The 17,717-nt window shown below is 49.4% G+C and carries 13 protein-coding genes; 3 read left to right on the top strand and 10 right to left on the bottom strand.

Annotated elements, in window-relative coordinates; all coding sequences use genetic code 11:
- Positions 1-62: 62 nt before the first annotated feature.
- From RT120_RS06390 to RT120_RS06380, 3 genes are all read right to left on the bottom strand, one after another.
- Complete coding sequence (locus tag RT120_RS06390) at positions 63-2,852, bottom strand: autotransporter outer membrane beta-barrel domain-containing protein (protein ID WP_312980851.1); 2,790 nt, start codon at positions 2,850-2,852, stop codon at positions 63-65.
- A gap of 730 nt (positions 2,853-3,582) precedes the next feature.
- The gene (locus RT120_RS06385; RefSeq protein ID WP_312980848.1) at positions 3,583-3,918 is read right to left on the bottom strand and encodes a hypothetical protein; all 336 of its coding nucleotides are present in this window, start codon (positions 3,916-3,918) and stop codon (positions 3,583-3,585) included.
- Between the two features lie 80 nt (positions 3,919-3,998).
- The gene (locus tag RT120_RS06380; protein WP_312980846.1) at positions 3,999-5,078 is read right to left on the bottom strand and encodes a 4Fe-4S binding protein; all 1,080 of its coding nucleotides are present in this window, start codon (positions 5,076-5,078) and stop codon (positions 3,999-4,001) included.
- Positions 5,079-5,491: 413 nt separating this feature from the next.
- On the opposite strand from RT120_RS06380, the gene RT120_RS06375 reads away from it, so the two are divergent.
- From RT120_RS06375 to leuA, 3 genes are all read left to right on the top strand, one after another.
- Complete coding sequence (locus tag RT120_RS06375; RefSeq protein ID WP_312980843.1) at positions 5,492-6,472, top strand: GlxA family transcriptional regulator; 981 nt, start codon at positions 5,492-5,494, stop codon at positions 6,470-6,472.
- 105 nt (positions 6,473-6,577) lie between these two features.
- Positions 6,578-7,126: a cysteine hydrolase family protein gene (locus RT120_RS06370; RefSeq protein ID WP_312980841.1), complete on the top strand. Its 549-nt coding sequence runs from the start codon at positions 6,578-6,580 to the stop codon at positions 7,124-7,126.
- Positions 7,127-7,417: 291 nt separating this feature from the next.
- A complete protein-coding gene (gene leuA / locus RT120_RS06365) occupies positions 7,418-9,094 on the top strand; it encodes a 2-isopropylmalate synthase (RefSeq protein WP_312980838.1) in 1,677 nt (558 codons plus the stop codon).
- Here the strand turns inward: leuA and RT120_RS06360 are convergent.
- From RT120_RS06360 to RT120_RS06330, 7 genes are all read right to left on the bottom strand, one after another.
- A complete protein-coding gene (locus tag RT120_RS06360) occupies positions 9,046-9,840 on the bottom strand; it encodes a helix-turn-helix transcriptional regulator (protein WP_312980836.1) in 795 nt (264 codons plus the stop codon). The two genes, leuA and RT120_RS06360, sit on opposite strands and share 49 nt — an antisense overlap.
- Before the next feature lie 304 nt (positions 9,841-10,144).
- Positions 10,145-11,197: a hypothetical protein gene (locus RT120_RS06355; RefSeq protein ID WP_312980835.1), complete on the bottom strand. Its 1,053-nt coding sequence runs from the start codon at positions 11,195-11,197 to the stop codon at positions 10,145-10,147.
- 506 nt (positions 11,198-11,703) lie between these two features.
- The gene (locus RT120_RS06350) at positions 11,704-12,135 is read right to left on the bottom strand and encodes an RbsD/FucU family protein (protein WP_312980833.1); all 432 of its coding nucleotides are present in this window, start codon (positions 12,133-12,135) and stop codon (positions 11,704-11,706) included.
- A gap of 66 nt (positions 12,136-12,201) precedes the next feature.
- Positions 12,202-12,966: an SDR family NAD(P)-dependent oxidoreductase gene (locus RT120_RS06345; protein ID WP_312980830.1), complete on the bottom strand. Its 765-nt coding sequence runs from the start codon at positions 12,964-12,966 to the stop codon at positions 12,202-12,204.
- 155 nt (positions 12,967-13,121) lie between these two features.
- Complete coding sequence (locus RT120_RS06340; protein WP_312980827.1) at positions 13,122-14,183, bottom strand: LacI family DNA-binding transcriptional regulator; 1,062 nt, start codon at positions 14,181-14,183, stop codon at positions 13,122-13,124.
- Between the two features lie 67 nt (positions 14,184-14,250).
- The gene (locus RT120_RS06335) at positions 14,251-16,110 is read right to left on the bottom strand and encodes a TRAP transporter large permease subunit (RefSeq protein WP_312980824.1); all 1,860 of its coding nucleotides are present in this window, start codon (positions 16,108-16,110) and stop codon (positions 14,251-14,253) included.
- Positions 16,111-16,198: 88 nt separating this feature from the next.
- Entirely contained in the window at positions 16,199-17,134 is a 936-nt protein-coding gene (locus tag RT120_RS06330) for a TRAP transporter substrate-binding protein (RefSeq protein WP_312980821.1), read from the bottom strand.
- Between the last annotated feature and the right edge of the window lie 583 nt (positions 17,135-17,717).

Below are 17,717 nucleotides of genomic sequence, written 5' to 3'. Positions count from 1 at the left end.
ATGCCCATCCAGGTAAGGATGGGCATTGGATCACCACAATATCAATTATGACATGGCGGTGATTACCAGGTGTATTTCACACCAACATTTGCCGCCCAATCTTGGTCAACGTCGCCGCCGCCCAGATAGTTAGCATCTGCGTAAGTACTGAAGTTTTTGGTAAAGTTGAACTGACCACCCAAGCCAACACGAACCGCGGAACCTTCTACACCATTGTCGATGTTATCGCCGTTAACGTTAACGCTGTTACCCGCATCGTCATAAACGTAAGCCAGTTTACCGTACGGCATGAAGGACTGATCGTTACCGTAGTTAAAGGTGTAACCAATATCTGCACCCAGTTCATAACGCAGGCTGTCATAAGACTGGCTATCAACATCCATCTTATTGCTAAGCTGGTAGTCGTCGCCATCCTGGAACAGGCCAGTGATGCTTGCATACGGCGTCAAATAACCGTTCTCGTTGAACTGCCAGTCGTAACCCGCTTTTAAGCCGAAGCCCCATGCATCAGATGAGATATCGCCGGAAACAGAATTACCGTTGCTCATGACTGAAGTCAGGTCATTACTGTAATGGCTGTAGCTTAAAGTGGTATCAACAAAGATGTTGTTCGGGAAGCGCGCTGACGTATAGAAACGTGCGGATTGAGTATCCTGATCAACATTGCCAGAACGATCGTCCAGGCTACCTTTACCGAAGCCTGCAGCCGCACCGACGGTCCATTTAGCCGTATTGCCATCGATCTGCTTATCAACACCAACCATGATACCATTAACATCCTGATCATAGTTCAGTACGTTATTGCTGCCGTTAAAGTTGCCGCCGAAGTAAGTAACCCATGCGCCACCCTGGTCGCCTGCAGTATGACGGCCATTCGCGAGGCGAGTTGACAATACATCCTGCTCAAGGTTCCAGATGTTACTGTTTGCCGAAGGAACGCTAAGCGCCATGTTAGCGTAATCGGTTAGCTCTTTCTGATGCAGAGTGACGACATCGCCATCTTGTTTAGCTTCATAGGTGTATGCACCCAGATCCGCTTTGTTAGCCGCAGTGAAGCTTGCTGTGGTATTTGCGTTGTTATCATATACACGGATAATTTCTTTATCTTTGTATTGATCTTCTGAACCCACACCCGTTGCGTTATCGATGCGAACTTCATAATTGCCCGCAACATCACCATTCACAGCCAGATGACCGTCGGAATTCAACGCAATCACGCCATAATCGTAGTTAGCGTCATGAATATCGTTGGTGATATAACGGCCGTTGTTCAAGTCTGAATTAAGGACGTAATCACGGCTGGCAATATTCAGTACACCGGCGTTAGTCAGAACCATGTTGTTGGTATCAATCTGGCCCAGACCCAGATTCAACTGACCATGATTATCAACGGTGATGGTATTGGCATACAGGCTGGCGGTTTCTTCAAGCAGGGATGCCTGGCTGTAACTATCGATATGCAAGCTGTTAGTGGCAACTTCATAACCGGTATAGTCATCAGACGCGTTGTTAGAATCGCCAATGTTCAGTGACGAACCATTGGTAAGAGTGATGCTATCAGCCAACAGGCTTGAATTTTCAACATTGACTTTCGAGGCGTTATTGACCACCAGATCGTCGATATTGGAAACCTTACGGGTATCCCATTCGGAGCCGTTGTCCAACGTGACGTTAAAGATGCCGCTCTGATATACCGCATTGCCAACCACATGGTTTTCTTCGTCAAAAGCAGTACCATCAGTACCGATACCATAAACGGAAGTAGGCCAAATGCTGTTCGGCTGATAATCATACAGCTCAGAGGTCGCTTCAACATCGGAGAACGCTGCGCCGACCCATTTGCTGCCGTTAGTCAGGGTCAGATCCAGACGATCGGTGTTATCCCAACCGTTAGAATCTAACGTGCCGTCACCGTTGCGATCGTAAGCATCCACATGGACGACGTTGCCATCAGCGTCCAGCGTGTTGTAGCCGCCGAAGTTGTTATCAAAGGAACTGGAGAACAGGACATCGCCCGTTAACGTGGAGTGATCGAACGTTGCGGTGGTCTGCATGGCGTTGTCGGAGTCGGAAGCGATAACCGCAAGAGCGATATCATCTGCCGTTGCCGTATTGCTGTAGTCGCTGGCTTTACCGGTGCGGCCATAGAAGCCCGTTGTGCCTTCATCGCTCATTGAGCCTGAGGTCACCACGGAGTCTTTTACAACGACGGTGTCATTAAAAACTTCACTATTATTCCAGCCGTCAACTGCCGTCACATCAAGGTTATCCTCCCACTGATAGCCCTGGCCCAACATGATTCCAGCCACTTTAGAGTTGTTCTGGATCACCAGGTCAACTTCCTGATCCAGCGTGATCGCAGTCCCTAAGTTGTAGACATCATAGGAAGCTGTTTCAGCCGTTCCTGCATTGTAATAGGTGTAATGCTCAAAGTTATCGTCGATTGTGGAGTTATCGACGGTTAAAGCCAGACGATTGTATGCGTAACCATCAGCACGGCCATCAGCACATTCTGTGGTCATACATTCAGACGTCACCATGCCGTTGATGTAGCTGTCTTTGATCGTGAGCGAATTCGGGTTGGTATTGCCCGCAACACCATCATCCAGATAGTAAGTTGAAATCACGCCGTTAACGGTAGCGCCATTAACAACGGGGTAGATATTTCCATTATAGTAGTTGGAGCCGTAATCATAGCCCACGTAGCCCTGATACATTACTCCACCATTATAATAAAAGGTGTCATAATTCGTACCAGAAATATCAATGGTAGCAGATGCCTGAGAAGCGATTGCCATCGTACAAGCTATTGCTAATTGAGATACAACAAGTTTCTTATTCCAGCAGCGCATTTACCATCCCTCCTCAGGGACATATTTATGTTGGTCCATCAATTATGCGGTTTACTAAAAAACTAAAAACGACACATAACACACATGTTAAGTTTATAAAATCACCAGCAGAGAAAATTATGCACGCCGAAGGATGAAAGGTTCAAATAAAGTTTGGTGAAAGTATGATTCCACACTTTAAATAATGAATAAGATTAAATCTCAAGTATTAATTTGGAGAATATAATAAGAGAGCCGACCTAATATTATTAATTCATGCCAAAAAGCCGTTTTTGACCACACTTTTTTTAAATGGCTCCAAATTAATTCAGTTACGCCATGAAAAACCACCACAATAAAAATAAAACCGCTTAAAAATCATAACGAAAACAAAAACAAAAGATTACCACATCGACATAAACTTACCAGAAAAACGTTAATACAAACTGATGAAGCATGAAACACACCGCTAAGGATTATCACGAAGAACCCCTCGTGCTCGATCAAAAATGAGTCGTTAAATTCGAAGCAGCATTGCATGTTATAAGAATTAATACAGACGTTTTTGGATTATTTCAGATGATAAATTTCATCATAAACACTCGATTCCTGATAATAATAGAAGCATCATCAATGTATTGATTGACTATATCATCCATGCCCTGAATTATCTCTTTTCGGTCAAACAATCCAAATAAAGATAGAGGATGAAATTATTAATAACGGAGACTAATAAGATTCATAAAAAATGTTATAAACAGGCTTCTATAGTTAAGATAAATAAATGGATACGTTTTTTTTGCCAGGTTAAAACCGTTAACGCTGAACTGTAAACATTACCGGCTGGAGGCATGACCGATGAGCTGACATCGGGCACGCTCCGCTGGTGTGCTAATTCTGCGGCGTGTAACGGGTTCAGGAAATCTGGATAGATCATGTCCTGACGGTTCACCATGCCTTTGCCAGAGCCAGCAGCGGTAAAGATGGCGGAATATCGTTCATTCACCACCCTGCTGAAAGTCTGCCGGGATGGCTTACCAGCTGCCACAACGAAGCGGTTGGCGCTACAGAGCATGACTGCGGGCATTGCCATCCTGCCGCTTCAATTCTCTCCAATAAACCGATGATTAACAGTTCGCTATTTAATGTCGTCTTATCCGCATAAATCTAATGCCCAATCATTCTTGCTTCAGGAATCAGGCGAAAGTAGATTTGCTCCGGCACCGGGCTTTCCCATACTCCTGTTATCATCGCGAAAGCCACACTGGCGAAGAGTATTCCGAGCACCATAAACGTCACTATCACGCCTGAAAGCACACCGCGACTTTTGCCTGTCTCGCCTGAAGGAGTGTGCAAGGAAAAGCTTAACGTCGAGGCGACGGGGCATGATTCCACGCAGGTCATACAACCCGTGCATTCCACGCTTCTGACCTGAATAAGCTTGTCTACTGGAATACGAGATGGACACTGTTTTGCGCATTTCCCACAATCAATACAGCTCTGTGCATTGCGCCGTATTTTGAAAGGTGAGAGCAAGGACAGCAGACCCAGCAGCGCACCGTAAGGGCACAAGTAACGACACCAGGCATTGCGAATAAACAGACTGATTATGACCAGCAGCGCGACGCTCATCACTGTAACAGTGCCGGTATGGCGAAAAAAATCGAGCATTTTTACATCTATAATGATGCCGTACGCAGACATCAGAAAATACTGTATCCCCTGTGCGGGCATTGATAATGAAATATAAAGAAAGAAAAGCAGTAACAGATATTTGAGACCACGTAAGGGTATATCCATGAAACGGGGGAGAAAAAAATTGCGACCGCAGAGTTTTTTTCCGAGATCCGCGATAAGTTCAGATGCCGTGCCGACTGGACACAACCAGGAACAAAAGGTTTTTTTCAGCAGCAGGCTGATCAGCATAAAGGCCAACAGCAACAACATGGCACCGGCGTGTATCGGAGGAAGAAAGCCGGTTTCCAGGGTGTAGCGAAGGTTCATCAGGCCAGCAATGGGCAACCAGCCTTCAATCCCGCCAGGGCGGGGCAGATACAGGGTCGTTCCACCGGACTCGTAATAACGCACCCAATAGTAGAAAGTCACACCAATATAACTATTGATAAGCAGCAGCAAAAATTGCGTCGCTTTTCGCCAGCTTGAGGCATTGCGCCAGTCATTCCATGGAAGTTTGCCGCCCGTCGTTCCCGGACGCCGTTGCCAGCGAGTCCTTCTTTTATCACTCATCGCCTGCTGATTTTCCTAAAGTGGTATTTAATATACCATTATCCTAAGGTTATCGCTCTGCGTAAGCGTTGATGTATGTCATTGCCTGATAAAAGGGCAACTTGCATGGCATTGAAGCTATAGGTAAATAATAAAGTCCGAAAAAAAAGGCCCTTTTAAAAACCGGGGTCAGGTTTTACCTGTAAATGGGGCCGCAGTTCTTAAGGACGTAAAAAGCCGTCGTAACCTGCATTAACAGCTTTTCCCTTGTATCAGTGCAGGGCTGCCGTATTGTTTACCGTTACCATCAATCGTAATCTCCATCCCCGTTTCTTTAAGCCGATTCCCCATCGTGCATGACTTGTCAGCGTTAGGGTGACAAGCGTCAAAAAACAATATTCTTCGGGGCAATATCGACATAAGGGTCTGCAGCTATGCTGGAAATAGGTATTGTTATTTACCCAGGTGTTCAACAAGCCGCAGTGCTTGGACTGAACGATTTATTCTGTGTTGCGAATACATTTTCTCAGAAATATCAGAGCAATAAAGATAGATTGATAAGAGTGTCGCACTGGCAGCAAGGCTCTCTCCTGGAAGACCCGATACGCATTTTTGATACCGTACCGGATGCCAGCCCGGCGCCTTTATCAGCATTGATTGTTCCACCCTCGCTCAGAGAACCTGCAGAGGTAGATGCAACGCCACAACTGACGCAATGGTTAACCGGGCTACGCGCTCAGGGAGTCGTGCTGGGTTCAGTGTGCGCCGGGGCGTTCGTGCTGGCCTCAACGGGTTTAATGAATGGCCGTAAAATGACCACACACTGGGCCTACGCTGATTTACTACGCCAGCGTTTCCCTGAAATACAGGTCGATGTAAATCAACTGATTATTGATGACGGAGATATCATCACCGCCGGGGGACTGATGTCCTGGACCGATCTCGGTCTGCGGTTAGTTCATCGTCTGTTGGGTCCGACTGTCATGATCGATACTGCGCGAATGTTGCTTGTCGACCCACCAGGCCGTGAACAGCGCTATTACAGCGTATTTTCACCGCGTCTTACGCACGGCGATGCATTCGTCCTGAAAGTGCAGCACTGGCTTCAGGCAACACAGGCCAAAGATTTCACGCTTTCGGCTCTGGCAGCACACTCGGGCCTGGAAGAACGCACGTTCCTGCGCCGCTTTCAAAAAGCCACCGGCATGACCCCTACGGCATATTGTCAGCATCTTCGGGTAGGACGGGCGCAGGAGCTTTTGCAGTTTAGTCATGCCTCATTTGATCGCATTGCCTGGGAAGTGGGTTACAGCGATCCGGGTGCGCTGCGTAAAATTTTCACCCGCATTGTGGGCCTGACACCTGGCGAGTACCGCCGTCGCTTCAGCGCAAGCCACGCAACGGAAAACGCCTGACAAAGTGGCGGAATTGACACTTATAATGTCGTTTACGCCACTTCAGCCTCCAGATATTCCCTGTCAAAATTATGTTTCATTGAGCAAACCAACAGGAATGACATGATGAAACAACGCGGTTTGATCGTAATCGATCTGCAAAACGAATATCTGCCTACCGGTAAATTACCTCTTACCGGCATAAAGGCTGCTGCCCATAATGCAGCGCTTGCCATCGCTGACGCGCGCTCAAAAGACATCCCCGTTTTTCATATTCGCCATGAGTTTGCGAATAACGAAGCTCCGGTTTTTGTTGCCGGCTCTGACGGCGTGGAAATTCAGGATACTGTCACCCCGGCGGGGGGCGAAGCGGTAATTGTGAAGAACTTCATCAACTCGTTTCGCGAAACCGACCTGAAAGCGCAACTGGATGCAAAGGGTGTCGAAGAAGTCATTATCGTGGGGGCGATGAGCCACATGTGTGTGGATGCCTGCGTGAGAGCGGCAGCGGATATGGGCTATCTGGTCACCGTTCTGCATGATGCCTGCGCCACGCTTGACCTGACATTTGGTGACGTCACCGTACCGGCAGCACAGGTTCATGCTGCCATGATGGCTGCGTTTGAATTTGGCTACGGGAAAGTCCAGTCAACGGCAGACTATCTTTCTGCATAACCGGCTCCACCAGCGTCCCTTCCCGGGGACGCTTTTTCATCGGCTGCCGCCAGTTTGTTGGCTTTGCATACGAAGACGACCGGCCCGCTCTTCAGTCCCGGCATCAGCAATGTGATGTTGACATAACGCTACTCATGCATGGCAATAAGATGCTTCTGGCGCAGAATCAGCCACTGCCGCTGCACTGGGGGACGTATGTGTCGGATCCTCGCCACAGGTTGTCAGTTTTACGCCAGTCCCCTCATCCATCATTCGCCAGGATAAAAGCACAACAACACCTGGAGGATCCGTATGTTACTCAACCCCTCACAAAAGTACGCTGCCTGTGTCCCGATTGCCTTACCTGACCGCCAGTGGCCGGATAAGACACTGTCCCATGCGCCACGCTGGCTCTCTACCGACCTGCGCGATGGCAACCAGGCGCTGGCCGAACCGATGGATATTTCCCGTAAGCTGCGCTTCTGGCAACAGCTGCTGAAATGCGGGTTCAAAGAGATTGAGGTCGCATTCCCCGCCGCCTCAGAAACGGACTTTCAATTTGTTCGCCAGCTCATTGAGGAGCAGCGGATCCCGGATGACGTCACCATTCAGGTTCTCACCCAGGCGCGTAGCGATCTGATTGATCGTACTTTTGCCTCGCTGGAAGGAGTAAAACGCGCCACGGTACATCTTTACAACGCTACTGCACCGCTGTTTCGCCGCCTGGTGTTTCGCCAGAGCAAAGAAGAAATTGTTCAGCTTGCCGTCACAGCCACTCGCCAGATACGGGTCTTGTGCGAGGCGAATCCGCAGACGCGCTGGAGTTATGAATACTCCCCGGAAACTTTTTGCTTCACCGAGCCGGAGTTTGCCCTGCAAATCTGTGAGGCGGTGGCTGATGTCTGGGAGCCCTCAGCCGAACGGCCCTTAATTATCAACCTCCCCGCCACGGTTGAGGTCAACACGCCCAATGTGTATGCCGATCAGATCGAGTACTTCTGCCGACACTTTTCCCGCCGGAGCGAGGTTTGCATCAGCGTACATCCCCATAACGATCGCGGCAGCGGCGTCGCCAGTGCCGAGCTGGCCCTGCTTGCCGGAGCCGAGCGGGTTGAAGGGTGCCTGTTCGGCAACGGGGAGCGCACCGGGAACGTCTGTCTTGTGACACTGGCAATGAATCTCTATAGCCAGGGTATCGCGCCGCAGCTCAACTTCAGCAATATGAAGCAGGTGGTTGAGTTGGTTGAGCAATGCAATCAGTTGCCGGTGCATCCGCGTCATCCTTATGCCGGTAAGCTGGCGTTTACCGCGTTTTCCGGCTCGCACCAGGACGCCATCAAAAAAGGCTTTGCCGCACGCGAACAATCAACTTCGCCACGGTGGGAAATGCCCTATCTTCCGGTCGATCCGAACGACATCGGCTGTAGCTACGAGGCGGTGATCCGCGTGAACAGTCAGTCCGGTAAAAGCGGCGCGGCATGGATGCTTGAGCAAAATCATGGCCTGAAGCTGCCCCGCGCACTGCAACAAGACTTCAGCCGCCACGTCCAGACCCACACTGATCGTGAAGGGAACGAGATGACGCTGAGTGCGCTGTGGCAACTTTACCGCGAACTGTACGGCCCGCATCAGCTTGCCCGGCGGCAACTGCTGGATTACCGGACGGAGAGCCAGGCGGACGGCGGGCTGGCATTGTGGGCCCGCATTCAGACCGCCGAAGGCATCATGACCCTCGAGGGGAAAGGCAACGGTCTGCTCTCTGCCGCCGCCAGTGCGATAAAATCCTGCTTTAATCTGGCTTTCGCTATTGAGGATTATCATGAGCATACGCTCGGCAGGTGCAGCGAAAGCCGGTCGGCAGCGTATATCCGCTGCAGCGCTAAACAGGGTGTAAGCCGCTGGGGAACCGGCATTGACAACGATGTTTCCCGGGCGTCGCTTCAGGCGCTTCTGAACGCATTACCGGAGAGCGAGTCGGGCTGGAAGTAGTCGCTCGGTGCCACGCCGAGCGTGCGGCGAAACATGGCGCTAAAGGCGCTGTGACTCTCATAGCCGAGATCCAGCGCCACCCTGAGCACAGACTGGCCCTGTGCCAGGCGGTTCAGCGCCTCCATTAGCCGCGCCCTGCGCAACCATTCGCTGAACGCAAGCCCGGTCTGCTGACGAAAATGTCGCAGCAGAGTGCGATCGCTGATATTGAGCTGTCTGGCCGCCCGCAGCGTCGTCCATTTTGTCCCGGGATCCGCCTGGATCTGCCGGCACAGCGCCAGGAGCGCGGGAGACTGGGGTTCCGGAAGATTGAATGGCAGCACGCTAATCCCCCGGATTTCATCAAGGATCAGCTCATAAATGCGCTCCGGCCGACTGCCCGCCGCATAGTTTTCCGGCAGTTGAAACGAGGCGATGATCAACTCGCGCAGCAACGTGGAGATTTGCACCACCTGGCAGATCGATGGCAAATCCGCGCGGGCAAAGGGATCGATAAAAAGTGTCCGTGCCGCCACATTGCCAGTAATCAGCAAACGATGCTGCGTTCCGGCTGGTAGCCAGACGCCCCTGCCCGGCGGCACAATCCAGAACCCCTGCGCGGTTTCCACTCGCACCACCCCGCTCAGGGTATGCAGGAGTTGCGCGCAGGTGTGGCTGTGCCACGGCTCCGTTTCACCATGGGTATAATCATGCGCGAAAGGCACCAGCGGGCGCGTGGCAAAGCTGAATTGCTGATGGGTTGACATAGGTTGTAATTTATTTAAAAAGAGAAAGATAGCACAGGTTCGGCGCATAACAGGAGCCCTGGCGAGCTTCCCGCATCACCAACTGCTTCAGGCGCTCAAGCCCACAAAGATCGCCATTTTATGAGTGAAATACATTATCCCAACTGATCGATGTTTGATGACGAGAATGCGCCCCTTCCCTCTTCTGCCTGGATAAAAAACAGGGTTGGTTTTCGTTGAAGATCCTGTATCAGAACGTATTACCCTGTATGAAAAGGCATTGTCCACGCCCGTGTGCGCCTGGCGTGGACATCGATATGTCTTATTACCCTCGCCGTTGCTCACGGGTAAGCATTCGGGGTTGCGTACGTCGCCCCATCATTCCCATGACACCCGCAAGAATCGCTTCCACAATCATCATAAAGAAGGCAAACCAGGCGGCTTTTGCTGTCGCTGCGGCTGCTTTCTCTGCTACCTCACGGCTTTTCTGCTCTGCCTGCTGTTTCAGCTCTTCGTATTTGGCACGCGCAGCCTGATAATTCTGCTGAGTCTGATTAACAATTTGCTCCGCCTCAGCGTCACTTTTACCTGTGCGGGCCTGAATAATATTTTTCAGCGCTTCCCTGTCAGCAGCCTGGAAAGTGGCTTCGTTTCTGTCGGTTAAGCCTTTAAAGAAGCTCGCAAGATCATCATTAGCACTTGCCCCTGGCTCAGGGGGCTGTGCTGGCGTCTGGTTAGCCGCGCCAGACGTTTGGTTCTGAATTCGCCCGGCTTCGCTCTGCGCCTGATTCTGCAAAGTTTCAGGTTGCAGTTCAGGTTTACCTGTTTGTCGTAAGGTAGTTTCAAGCTCATTCTGAATAGTGCTGAGATCGATATTATTTTCAGCAAGTTTATTTTTCACCATTTCTGTAACGGGCGGAGCCAACGCTTTAGCGCCACTGCCGACAGCCTGTAACCCCGAGCCAAGGATATTCAGGGTGCCTGTCACCGCGTTACTGGCAATGGTTATCAGGAGCCAGGTAAAAAACAGTGTGTTAACACCAAACATTAAAAGCCCGTGCAATGCGCCTTCACGCTGCGCCAACCTGCCGCTTACATAACCCCCTGCGGCTATGGCCAGTAACATACTTATTCCACTCCAAATCGCAGCCCCCATGCCGATGCCTTCAACCGGATTTTCTTCACGTAAAGGATCAATGGTACTGGTACCCACAGCGGTTCCAAGAATAGTGAGTAATAAATAAAGGACTATAGAAACGATCACTCCGGCAAAAACTGCGCTCCATGAAATCCTTTTTAACGGAACACCCTGAATATCGACCCGATAGTCGCCATCTGGCACATTTTCATTACCGAGGCGTGTATGTTTATCGACCATAGGAACACTCCGCTTTTTCAGGAACGGTGAGGGAATTTATTCGCGATTCGTTAAGTATTAAAAGTCTCTGTTTAATAATAGTATAAATGAAATGATAAGCGCTATTTAGCGCGTAATTCCTGTTGAGATCAGAGAAAATAGCGGAGTGATTGCTTGATTTATATCTTTTTAGTGATGACTTTCAAGAAAATAGCTATGTTAAAAAATGAATAAGTTAAACTCTTCAGGTATTGTGGCATTTACGCTGACAACGGACCCGGACGCCAGGGATAATTTCCTGCCGCGCCGTCTCATAACAGGCATAAACAGAACGGCAAAAGTGATAACCCAAACCTTTGCCGCTTTCGCTTGTTTTTTCGGACGCAGCGGTAATATCAGTTCCCCGCCTCACCAGGGTCCAGACAACGTTACCTCAGTTTTCGTTCAAATTCGTTGGACAGTTCCAGTATTTTGAATGTTCATTATTCGATTTTATAATCAACCCTATTTCGAAAACGAAAAGAGCCTTATAATCCTGAGCCTGCACGCACTACGCCCACCGTAAGCAGAATATTGGCATAACGCCGCGTTTCACCGGTGGCAATAACGAGCAAGGTATCCGATGATTTCGCTTGCGCATAAAAATCCTCCCTTTCAGACCAGGAGAATACCGTGCCCGGAGGTAAAATATTCTGATACTCCTGCTCGATGGTATTATTAAAATCATCGGGTGACGACATGAGCACGGCCTCTTCCACGTTAATATAGCTGAGTAGTTTTTCCAGTATAAACGTGCTTTCTATCATGCCCGGCGCGAAATTCAGATAAACAATTATGGCCCCCGGTGATGAATTGGTGACAAATGAATAGTTGCTGTCAGCAATTAAAATTTGCGTTTTATGACCGCATTTTGCCAGCGCGCTTAATAAATGCGGATGAAGAATGGCGGACTTAATCATTTCGACTCCATAAAAAATAGGGCGCCCTTATTTTCACAAAAAAAATAAGGACAAATCCATTTAACATTACATACGGTAAATGCCACCATTAATATCTATCGTGGCACCAGAAATAAAGCCATCGTATTCAGATGCCAGAAATTTGATTACACGTGCGACATCTTCTGCATTTCCTGCCCGGCCTAGCGGGATTGCGCGTACCGTCTCCTCGGCGGAGGCTTGTGTAGTATGTGTATTATGGAATTTCGTTCCGAGAATCAGCCCTGGTGCGATGGCATTGACACGTATGCCAAACTGTCCAAGTTCAGCGGCCAGGGAGCGCGTCCAGGTCAGGATTGCACCTTTGGTGGTGGAATAAACCAGTGAGCCAGAATGCCCACCTGACCGACCCGCCAACGAAGCAAGATTGATGATGCTGGCACCCTCGCTGGCTTGTTTTAGATAAGGCAGCGCACTTTGTGTGACGTTAAAGGTGGTTGTCATATTGACGTCAATCACCTTCTGCCAGAACGGCTGTTCGATTTCACCCAGCCATTTTCTGCCTACCAGCCCACCGGCGTTATTGACCAGAATATCAATTCCTCCCAGGAATGCCGCTGCGGCGCCCGTACAGGCTGCAGCTTCTTCGCCTTTGGTGAGATCGGCCTGCCCATACGCGGCTTTTTGCCCCAAAGAGCCCGCCAATAAGGTCAGATTCTTGACACCCGAGTCATCACTAAAATAATGCAAATAAATATCGCAACCCGCTTCTATCAGTGCTTTTGCAGTGGCATAGCCAATGCCCTGTCCTGCCGCAGTAATAAATACACGCTTGCCGGTAAGATCACCCATATATTACTCCTGAATAGTTCGTGCTTTAATAAGAAACTCATTTTTTGATTCATTTCGATTTTCACCTGATATGAATCTATGCAATAGATATCCCTGCCTGTTGGCAAATATTTTACTTTTCAAAGCAATGGCAGGATATTTCCTGCCCTGTTAATTTATTTAAGATTGTGACTGTTATTGTCACCGATTACAGAGTGGCGGCTAATTAATGTTGGTGTAAACAAAAACTCTCCTGATGCCAACTCCGGATTTTCAATACGCATTAACAAACGCTCCATCATCTTATTGACCATCTCCGTCAGCGGTGGAATAACCGAACTTAATGGTGGCTGAACTAAATCAGCCAGCGGAATATTATCGATACCTATAACCGAAATATCTTCAGGTATACGTATCCGGGCATCGCGTAATCCTGCCATTAAGCCAATCCCCAGTGCATCATTAATAGCGACGACGCCATCAGGCATCGGCGATGCTTGCAGGATTTTCGCCGCCAGCGCTCGACCCAGTTCCGTCATTTCGGCATCACCGTAGGCAAACTCTGCGGTGCCCTCAATGACGCGTGCACTTTTCTCAAGCCCGTGTGCTTTCGCGGCGATAAAGAAACCCTCAATTTTTTGAGAGCGACTGTTCGTCAACGAGCTTTCAGTAACAAATGCCAACTGCCGGCACCCACGCTGTATTAAATGTTCCGTCGCCAGGCGGCCCGCCTCGACGTTATCCATTGAGACACTGTCATAAGATGGTTTGCTATCCGATGTATCGCAGGACATCAGGCTGTCGTAATTCACCATGACCATCCCCTGACGGACAGCTTCAGCAAAATGGGGACGATCCATCGCGGTGGCGACCACGATAACCCCTTTTACGCCATGCGCTAACATATCTTCCAGAAAAGCACGCTCTTCATCTTCCTGACGATAAGTGTTACCCAATAACACCCGATACTGGTTGGCTTTCGCCGCCCGATCGACTTCCCTCGTCAACACAGCAAAGCTCGGATTAACAATAGAGGGCACTAACAGGCCGATCATTCTGGTCTGACCCGTTTTAAGCTGTTGCGCAATGCGGTTAGGCTGGTAGTTAAGCGCAATCATAGACTGGCGAATACGCGCGAGCGTCTCCGGACGCATCTGGTCGGTGCGATTGTTCAGCACATTTGAAACGCTGCTGACTGAAACCTCCGCGTGGTGAGCGACATCACGTATATTAGCCATATGCTCCTCGTCAATTATTAGCCACAGGCAGAGTATCAACCGTCCCTGTTCTGCGTACTTTATGGAATTAATAACCTGCCAAACCGGGTAACCATGTCGACAAGAAAGGGAACAGCGCAATCAGAATGATCCCGGCCATCGAAACCAACAGATATTTTACCATGGGGCGAATAACATTTTTCATTTCAACGCCACAGATGGCACACGTGGTATACAGTCCCAGCCCAATCGGCGGTGAAAACAAACCAAATCCCATCGCCAGAATCATCACTATACCGAAATGTAAAGGGTTGAAGCCCAGCTGTACGGCAATCGGCACCAAAATCGGGGCAAAGATAATCAACGCTGGCGCACCTTCCAGTACTGCACCAAATACCACCAGAATGACGATGGTCAGTAACAGGAATATCCAGCTTCCTTGTGACTGGCCGATACTGACCAGCAGTTCAGCGATTTGCTGAGGGATCATTTGAATAGTCAGCACATAAGAAAGGCTGGTCGCGCAGGCAACAATGAATAACAGCACACCCGACATGGCGGCGATGTCGATAAACATTTTCACCGTTGTTCGCAATGTCAGTTCACGAAACGCCAGCCGTCCTACAACAATTGCATAAACCACAGCGAAAGCAGAAATTTCCGTGGATGTCGCGATACCCATTATTACGCCACGGCCAATCATAAAAATCATCGCCAGGCCCACCAGTGCGCCTAACCAGAGCTGTAGCCGTGGGCGCATTTGCGGATAAGCATCTTTGATGTTGATTTTGCCGCCGAAACGATTAGCCGCGATGAGCATCAACACCAGCAGACAGGCGGCTGGCACCAGCCCGGCGATAAACAGAGCGCCAATGGATAAATTGGCCACAAATCCCAGCACAATCAGATTAACACAGGGTGGGATAGTTTCTGATACCACCGCCGACGCGGCGAAAACAGCCGCAGCCTCGTTACTGTCCTCTTTGGCCCGGCGCACGGCAGGCATCAACACACCGCCGACCGCCGCAATATCCGCCAGCTTTGAACCAGAAATGCCTGAGAAGAATGCCATAGAGAGTACGGTGGTCATATTCAGGCCGCCGCGAAAGCGTCCCATGCCTCTCACCACAAGTTCAACCAGCCGCGTGGACATACCGTTGTGTTCCATAGCCGCCCCGGCCAGCAGGAAAAACGGGATTGCCAGCAGGACAAAGTGGTCTACGCCAGCAACCACCTGCTGTGAAAAAAACACGAATGGTAATGAAGGATCACAAATGAAAAACACCATTGCGGACATACCGAGTGTGAAGGCAATCGGTACGCCAGCAATGATTCCCAGCAGGAAGCAGATCAACATTAACCCGGCCGCGGCGGTGGCTGGGTCAGCCATTAACGAAAGTTTGAGCCAGCCCAGCAGAAATAACAGCGCAATACCTGCGCCGCTTAATAGCACCACTTTCATCCGCTCATTAAGCGCATGCTCCAGCGCCCCCAGCATCATCACGACCGAGCCGATAAGGACCGGCGTAACGGAAATGATCAGCGGCAGCCCCGTTTCCGTCGTCTGAAAGCGCGAGACCTGCAATAGACTGTAGCTGGACAGCGTTAAACCAACGGCCACCAGGAACAGAACCCAGCGGCTGGCATGGACAACATAGGGGCGGATAGTCACCGGAATAAAGCGCAGGAACAAATCCACGCCAATATGCCCACCTCGTCCGGTGGAAGTGGCGACACCAAAGAAAACCAGTGCAATCATCATGGCGCGTGCCGCCTCTTCAGCCCATTCAATGGGGGAGTGAAGCGCGTAACGCCAGATGACCGAGGCGGAAACAACCAGTACGTTTACCAGCAAAACGAGGCCGCCTGCCCAGGCGGTCAGCGTTGTTAGCCCTTTATTCAGCCGGGAAAGATAAACAAGTAACCCGGATTGTTGTTTTATCAACATGGATCTTTCTGCCATTTTAAACCTCGTTATCACTTCCCCGCCATTCACGTGCTTTACTGCCGCTGACAAGGGTGGGCTAATCCGGAACTCATTTTGACGCAGTCACGTCATCAACCACGCTTTTCATCTGCGGATATTTAGCCAGGAACGCTTCCCATACCGGTTTAACGTCATTACGTAGCGTATCGCGATCGATGTCGTGGAAGACCATCCCGAGCGATTCAAGTTTTTTGATGGCCTGTGCTTCAATAACTGAAGCTTGCTGGCGCTCATAGTCGGTTGCTTCTTTCGCGGCGGCCAGAAACTCAGGGCGTAATTTCTCCGGGATTTGCTGGAAGCTATTTTTATTCATAGCGATCATGATGGGGTTATAACTGTGCCGGGTGAGGCTGGCGTTTTTGGCAATTTCATAGAATTTGTTCGCCAGCACGGTGGTGGAATCATGCTCCAACCCATCAATCACGCCCATTTGCAGACTGGAATAGACTTCACCTCCAGGCATTGGAATAGCGACGGCCCCCATGTGATTAATAGTGGCGATAAAATTGGGCACAGGTAAAACCCGAATCTTCAGGCTTTTTAGATCTTCCGGTTTTTCGACGACTTTTTTGGTGTAGACATTGCGCGCCCCCAGATTGTAGGGATAGCCAATGACGACCACATTCGCTTTTTTCAGCATCAGGTCAGACAATGTTTTGCCTGCATTACCATCCAGCGCCAGACCAACCTGATTCCAGTCCTTAAAAAGATACCCTAAATCCAGAACGCCGATTTCAGGCACCATTGTTGACCAAATAGACGTGCCGGAAATCATCATATTGATGGCGCCAATGCGCACCTGTTGTGCGGCATCCGCTTCTTTACCCAACATTGCGTTCGGAAAATAGTTGAGTTTGATTTCATCTTTTAAATGTGGGTTCTGTTCGATATTAGCCTGTAAACGCTTAAACCAAATGTAATGTGCGGAATTGTCATCTGCCGTTAGCGACGAATAAACCCGCAGATTGACCGCCGCCTGCGCCACGCTGGTGATATTACCCGCAATAAGCAGCGTTGAAGTGACGAGTGTACCAATGAGGATTTTGCGTAAATCGGATCGTTGAAAATTCATAAAATATTCCTATTAATTTGTTGATTTATAATATTTTTTTAAAATTAAACTCACGTTTTTCTGCGCAAAACTTAGCTCAGCCCCCTCTTTCTGTAACGTTACACTAAACCGTTACAGTCAAACCTATAGCGGGAAAAAAAAATTGGCAACACGGGAGGCCGATCAGAAGCGAATTCTGTGACCGGTAATAGAAAATGGATGCAAAAAACAGCAAAACTGAAGGAGAAATGCCTGAACGACGTTACAAAGCATTCGGGCGGGAAAGGTAATGCAGAGGGTGTATGAGTTATATAGATTCAACGAAAGGGAAATAACAGGAACTATCGAAACCTGTTTTTTATAGATTTATAAAAATGCTTCTACTTTATTTTTATTTTGTTTTCCCCCATCCACATTCCCATATTAAGGTGAGCCAGGGTGAGTTCTATGAAGTTCATTAGAGTAATAAAATGCGACAACGGGTGGTGAATCAGCAGAAAATTGAATTCGATGGCGT

The organism is Atlantibacter sp. (genome assembly GCF_032062175.1).
Lineage (GTDB): Bacteria > Pseudomonadota > Gammaproteobacteria > Enterobacterales > Enterobacteriaceae > Atlantibacter.
Note: the sequence above shows the minus strand (reverse complement) of the source record. Positions and strands in the feature narration are given on the sequence as shown.

What these genes read in the sequence shown, in the direction of transcription:
- RT120_RS06380 (WP_312980846.1), bottom strand. Translation starts at nt 5,078, where the DNA reads ATGAGTGATAAAAGAAGGACTCGCTGGCAACGGCGTCCGGGAACGACG.
- RT120_RS06350 (WP_312980833.1), bottom strand. Translation starts at nt 12,135, where the DNA reads ATGATTAAGTCCGCCATTCTTCATCCGCATTTATTAAGCGCGCTGGCA.
- RT120_RS06370 (WP_312980841.1), top strand. Translation starts at nt 6,578, where the DNA reads ATGAAACAACGCGGTTTGATCGTAATCGATCTGCAAAACGAATATCTG.
- RT120_RS06355 (WP_312980835.1), bottom strand. Translation starts at nt 11,197, where the DNA reads ATGGTCGATAAACATACACGCCTCGGTAATGAAAATGTGCCAGATGGC.
- leuA (WP_312980838.1), top strand. Translation starts at nt 7,418, where the DNA reads ATGTTACTCAACCCCTCACAAAAGTACGCTGCCTGTGTCCCGATTGCC.
- RT120_RS06390 (WP_312980851.1), bottom strand. Translation starts at nt 2,852, where the DNA reads ATGCGCTGCTGGAATAAGAAACTTGTTGTATCTCAATTAGCAATAGCT.
- RT120_RS06335 (WP_312980824.1), bottom strand. Translation starts at nt 16,110, where the DNA reads ATGTTGATAAAACAACAATCCGGGTTACTTGTTTATCTTTCCCGGCTG.
- RT120_RS06345 (WP_312980830.1), bottom strand. Translation starts at nt 12,966, where the DNA reads ATGGGTGATCTTACCGGCAAGCGTGTATTTATTACTGCGGCAGGACAG.
- RT120_RS06385 (WP_312980848.1), bottom strand. Translation starts at nt 3,918, where the DNA reads ATGCCCGCAGTCATGCTCTGTAGCGCCAACCGCTTCGTTGTGGCAGCT.
- RT120_RS06375 (WP_312980843.1), top strand. Translation starts at nt 5,492, where the DNA reads ATGCTGGAAATAGGTATTGTTATTTACCCAGGTGTTCAACAAGCCGCA.
- RT120_RS06360 (WP_312980836.1), bottom strand. Translation starts at nt 9,840, where the DNA reads ATGTCAACCCATCAGCAATTCAGCTTTGCCACGCGCCCGCTGGTGCCT.
- RT120_RS06340 (WP_312980827.1), bottom strand. Translation starts at nt 14,183, where the DNA reads ATGGCTAATATACGTGATGTCGCTCACCACGCGGAGGTTTCAGTCAGC.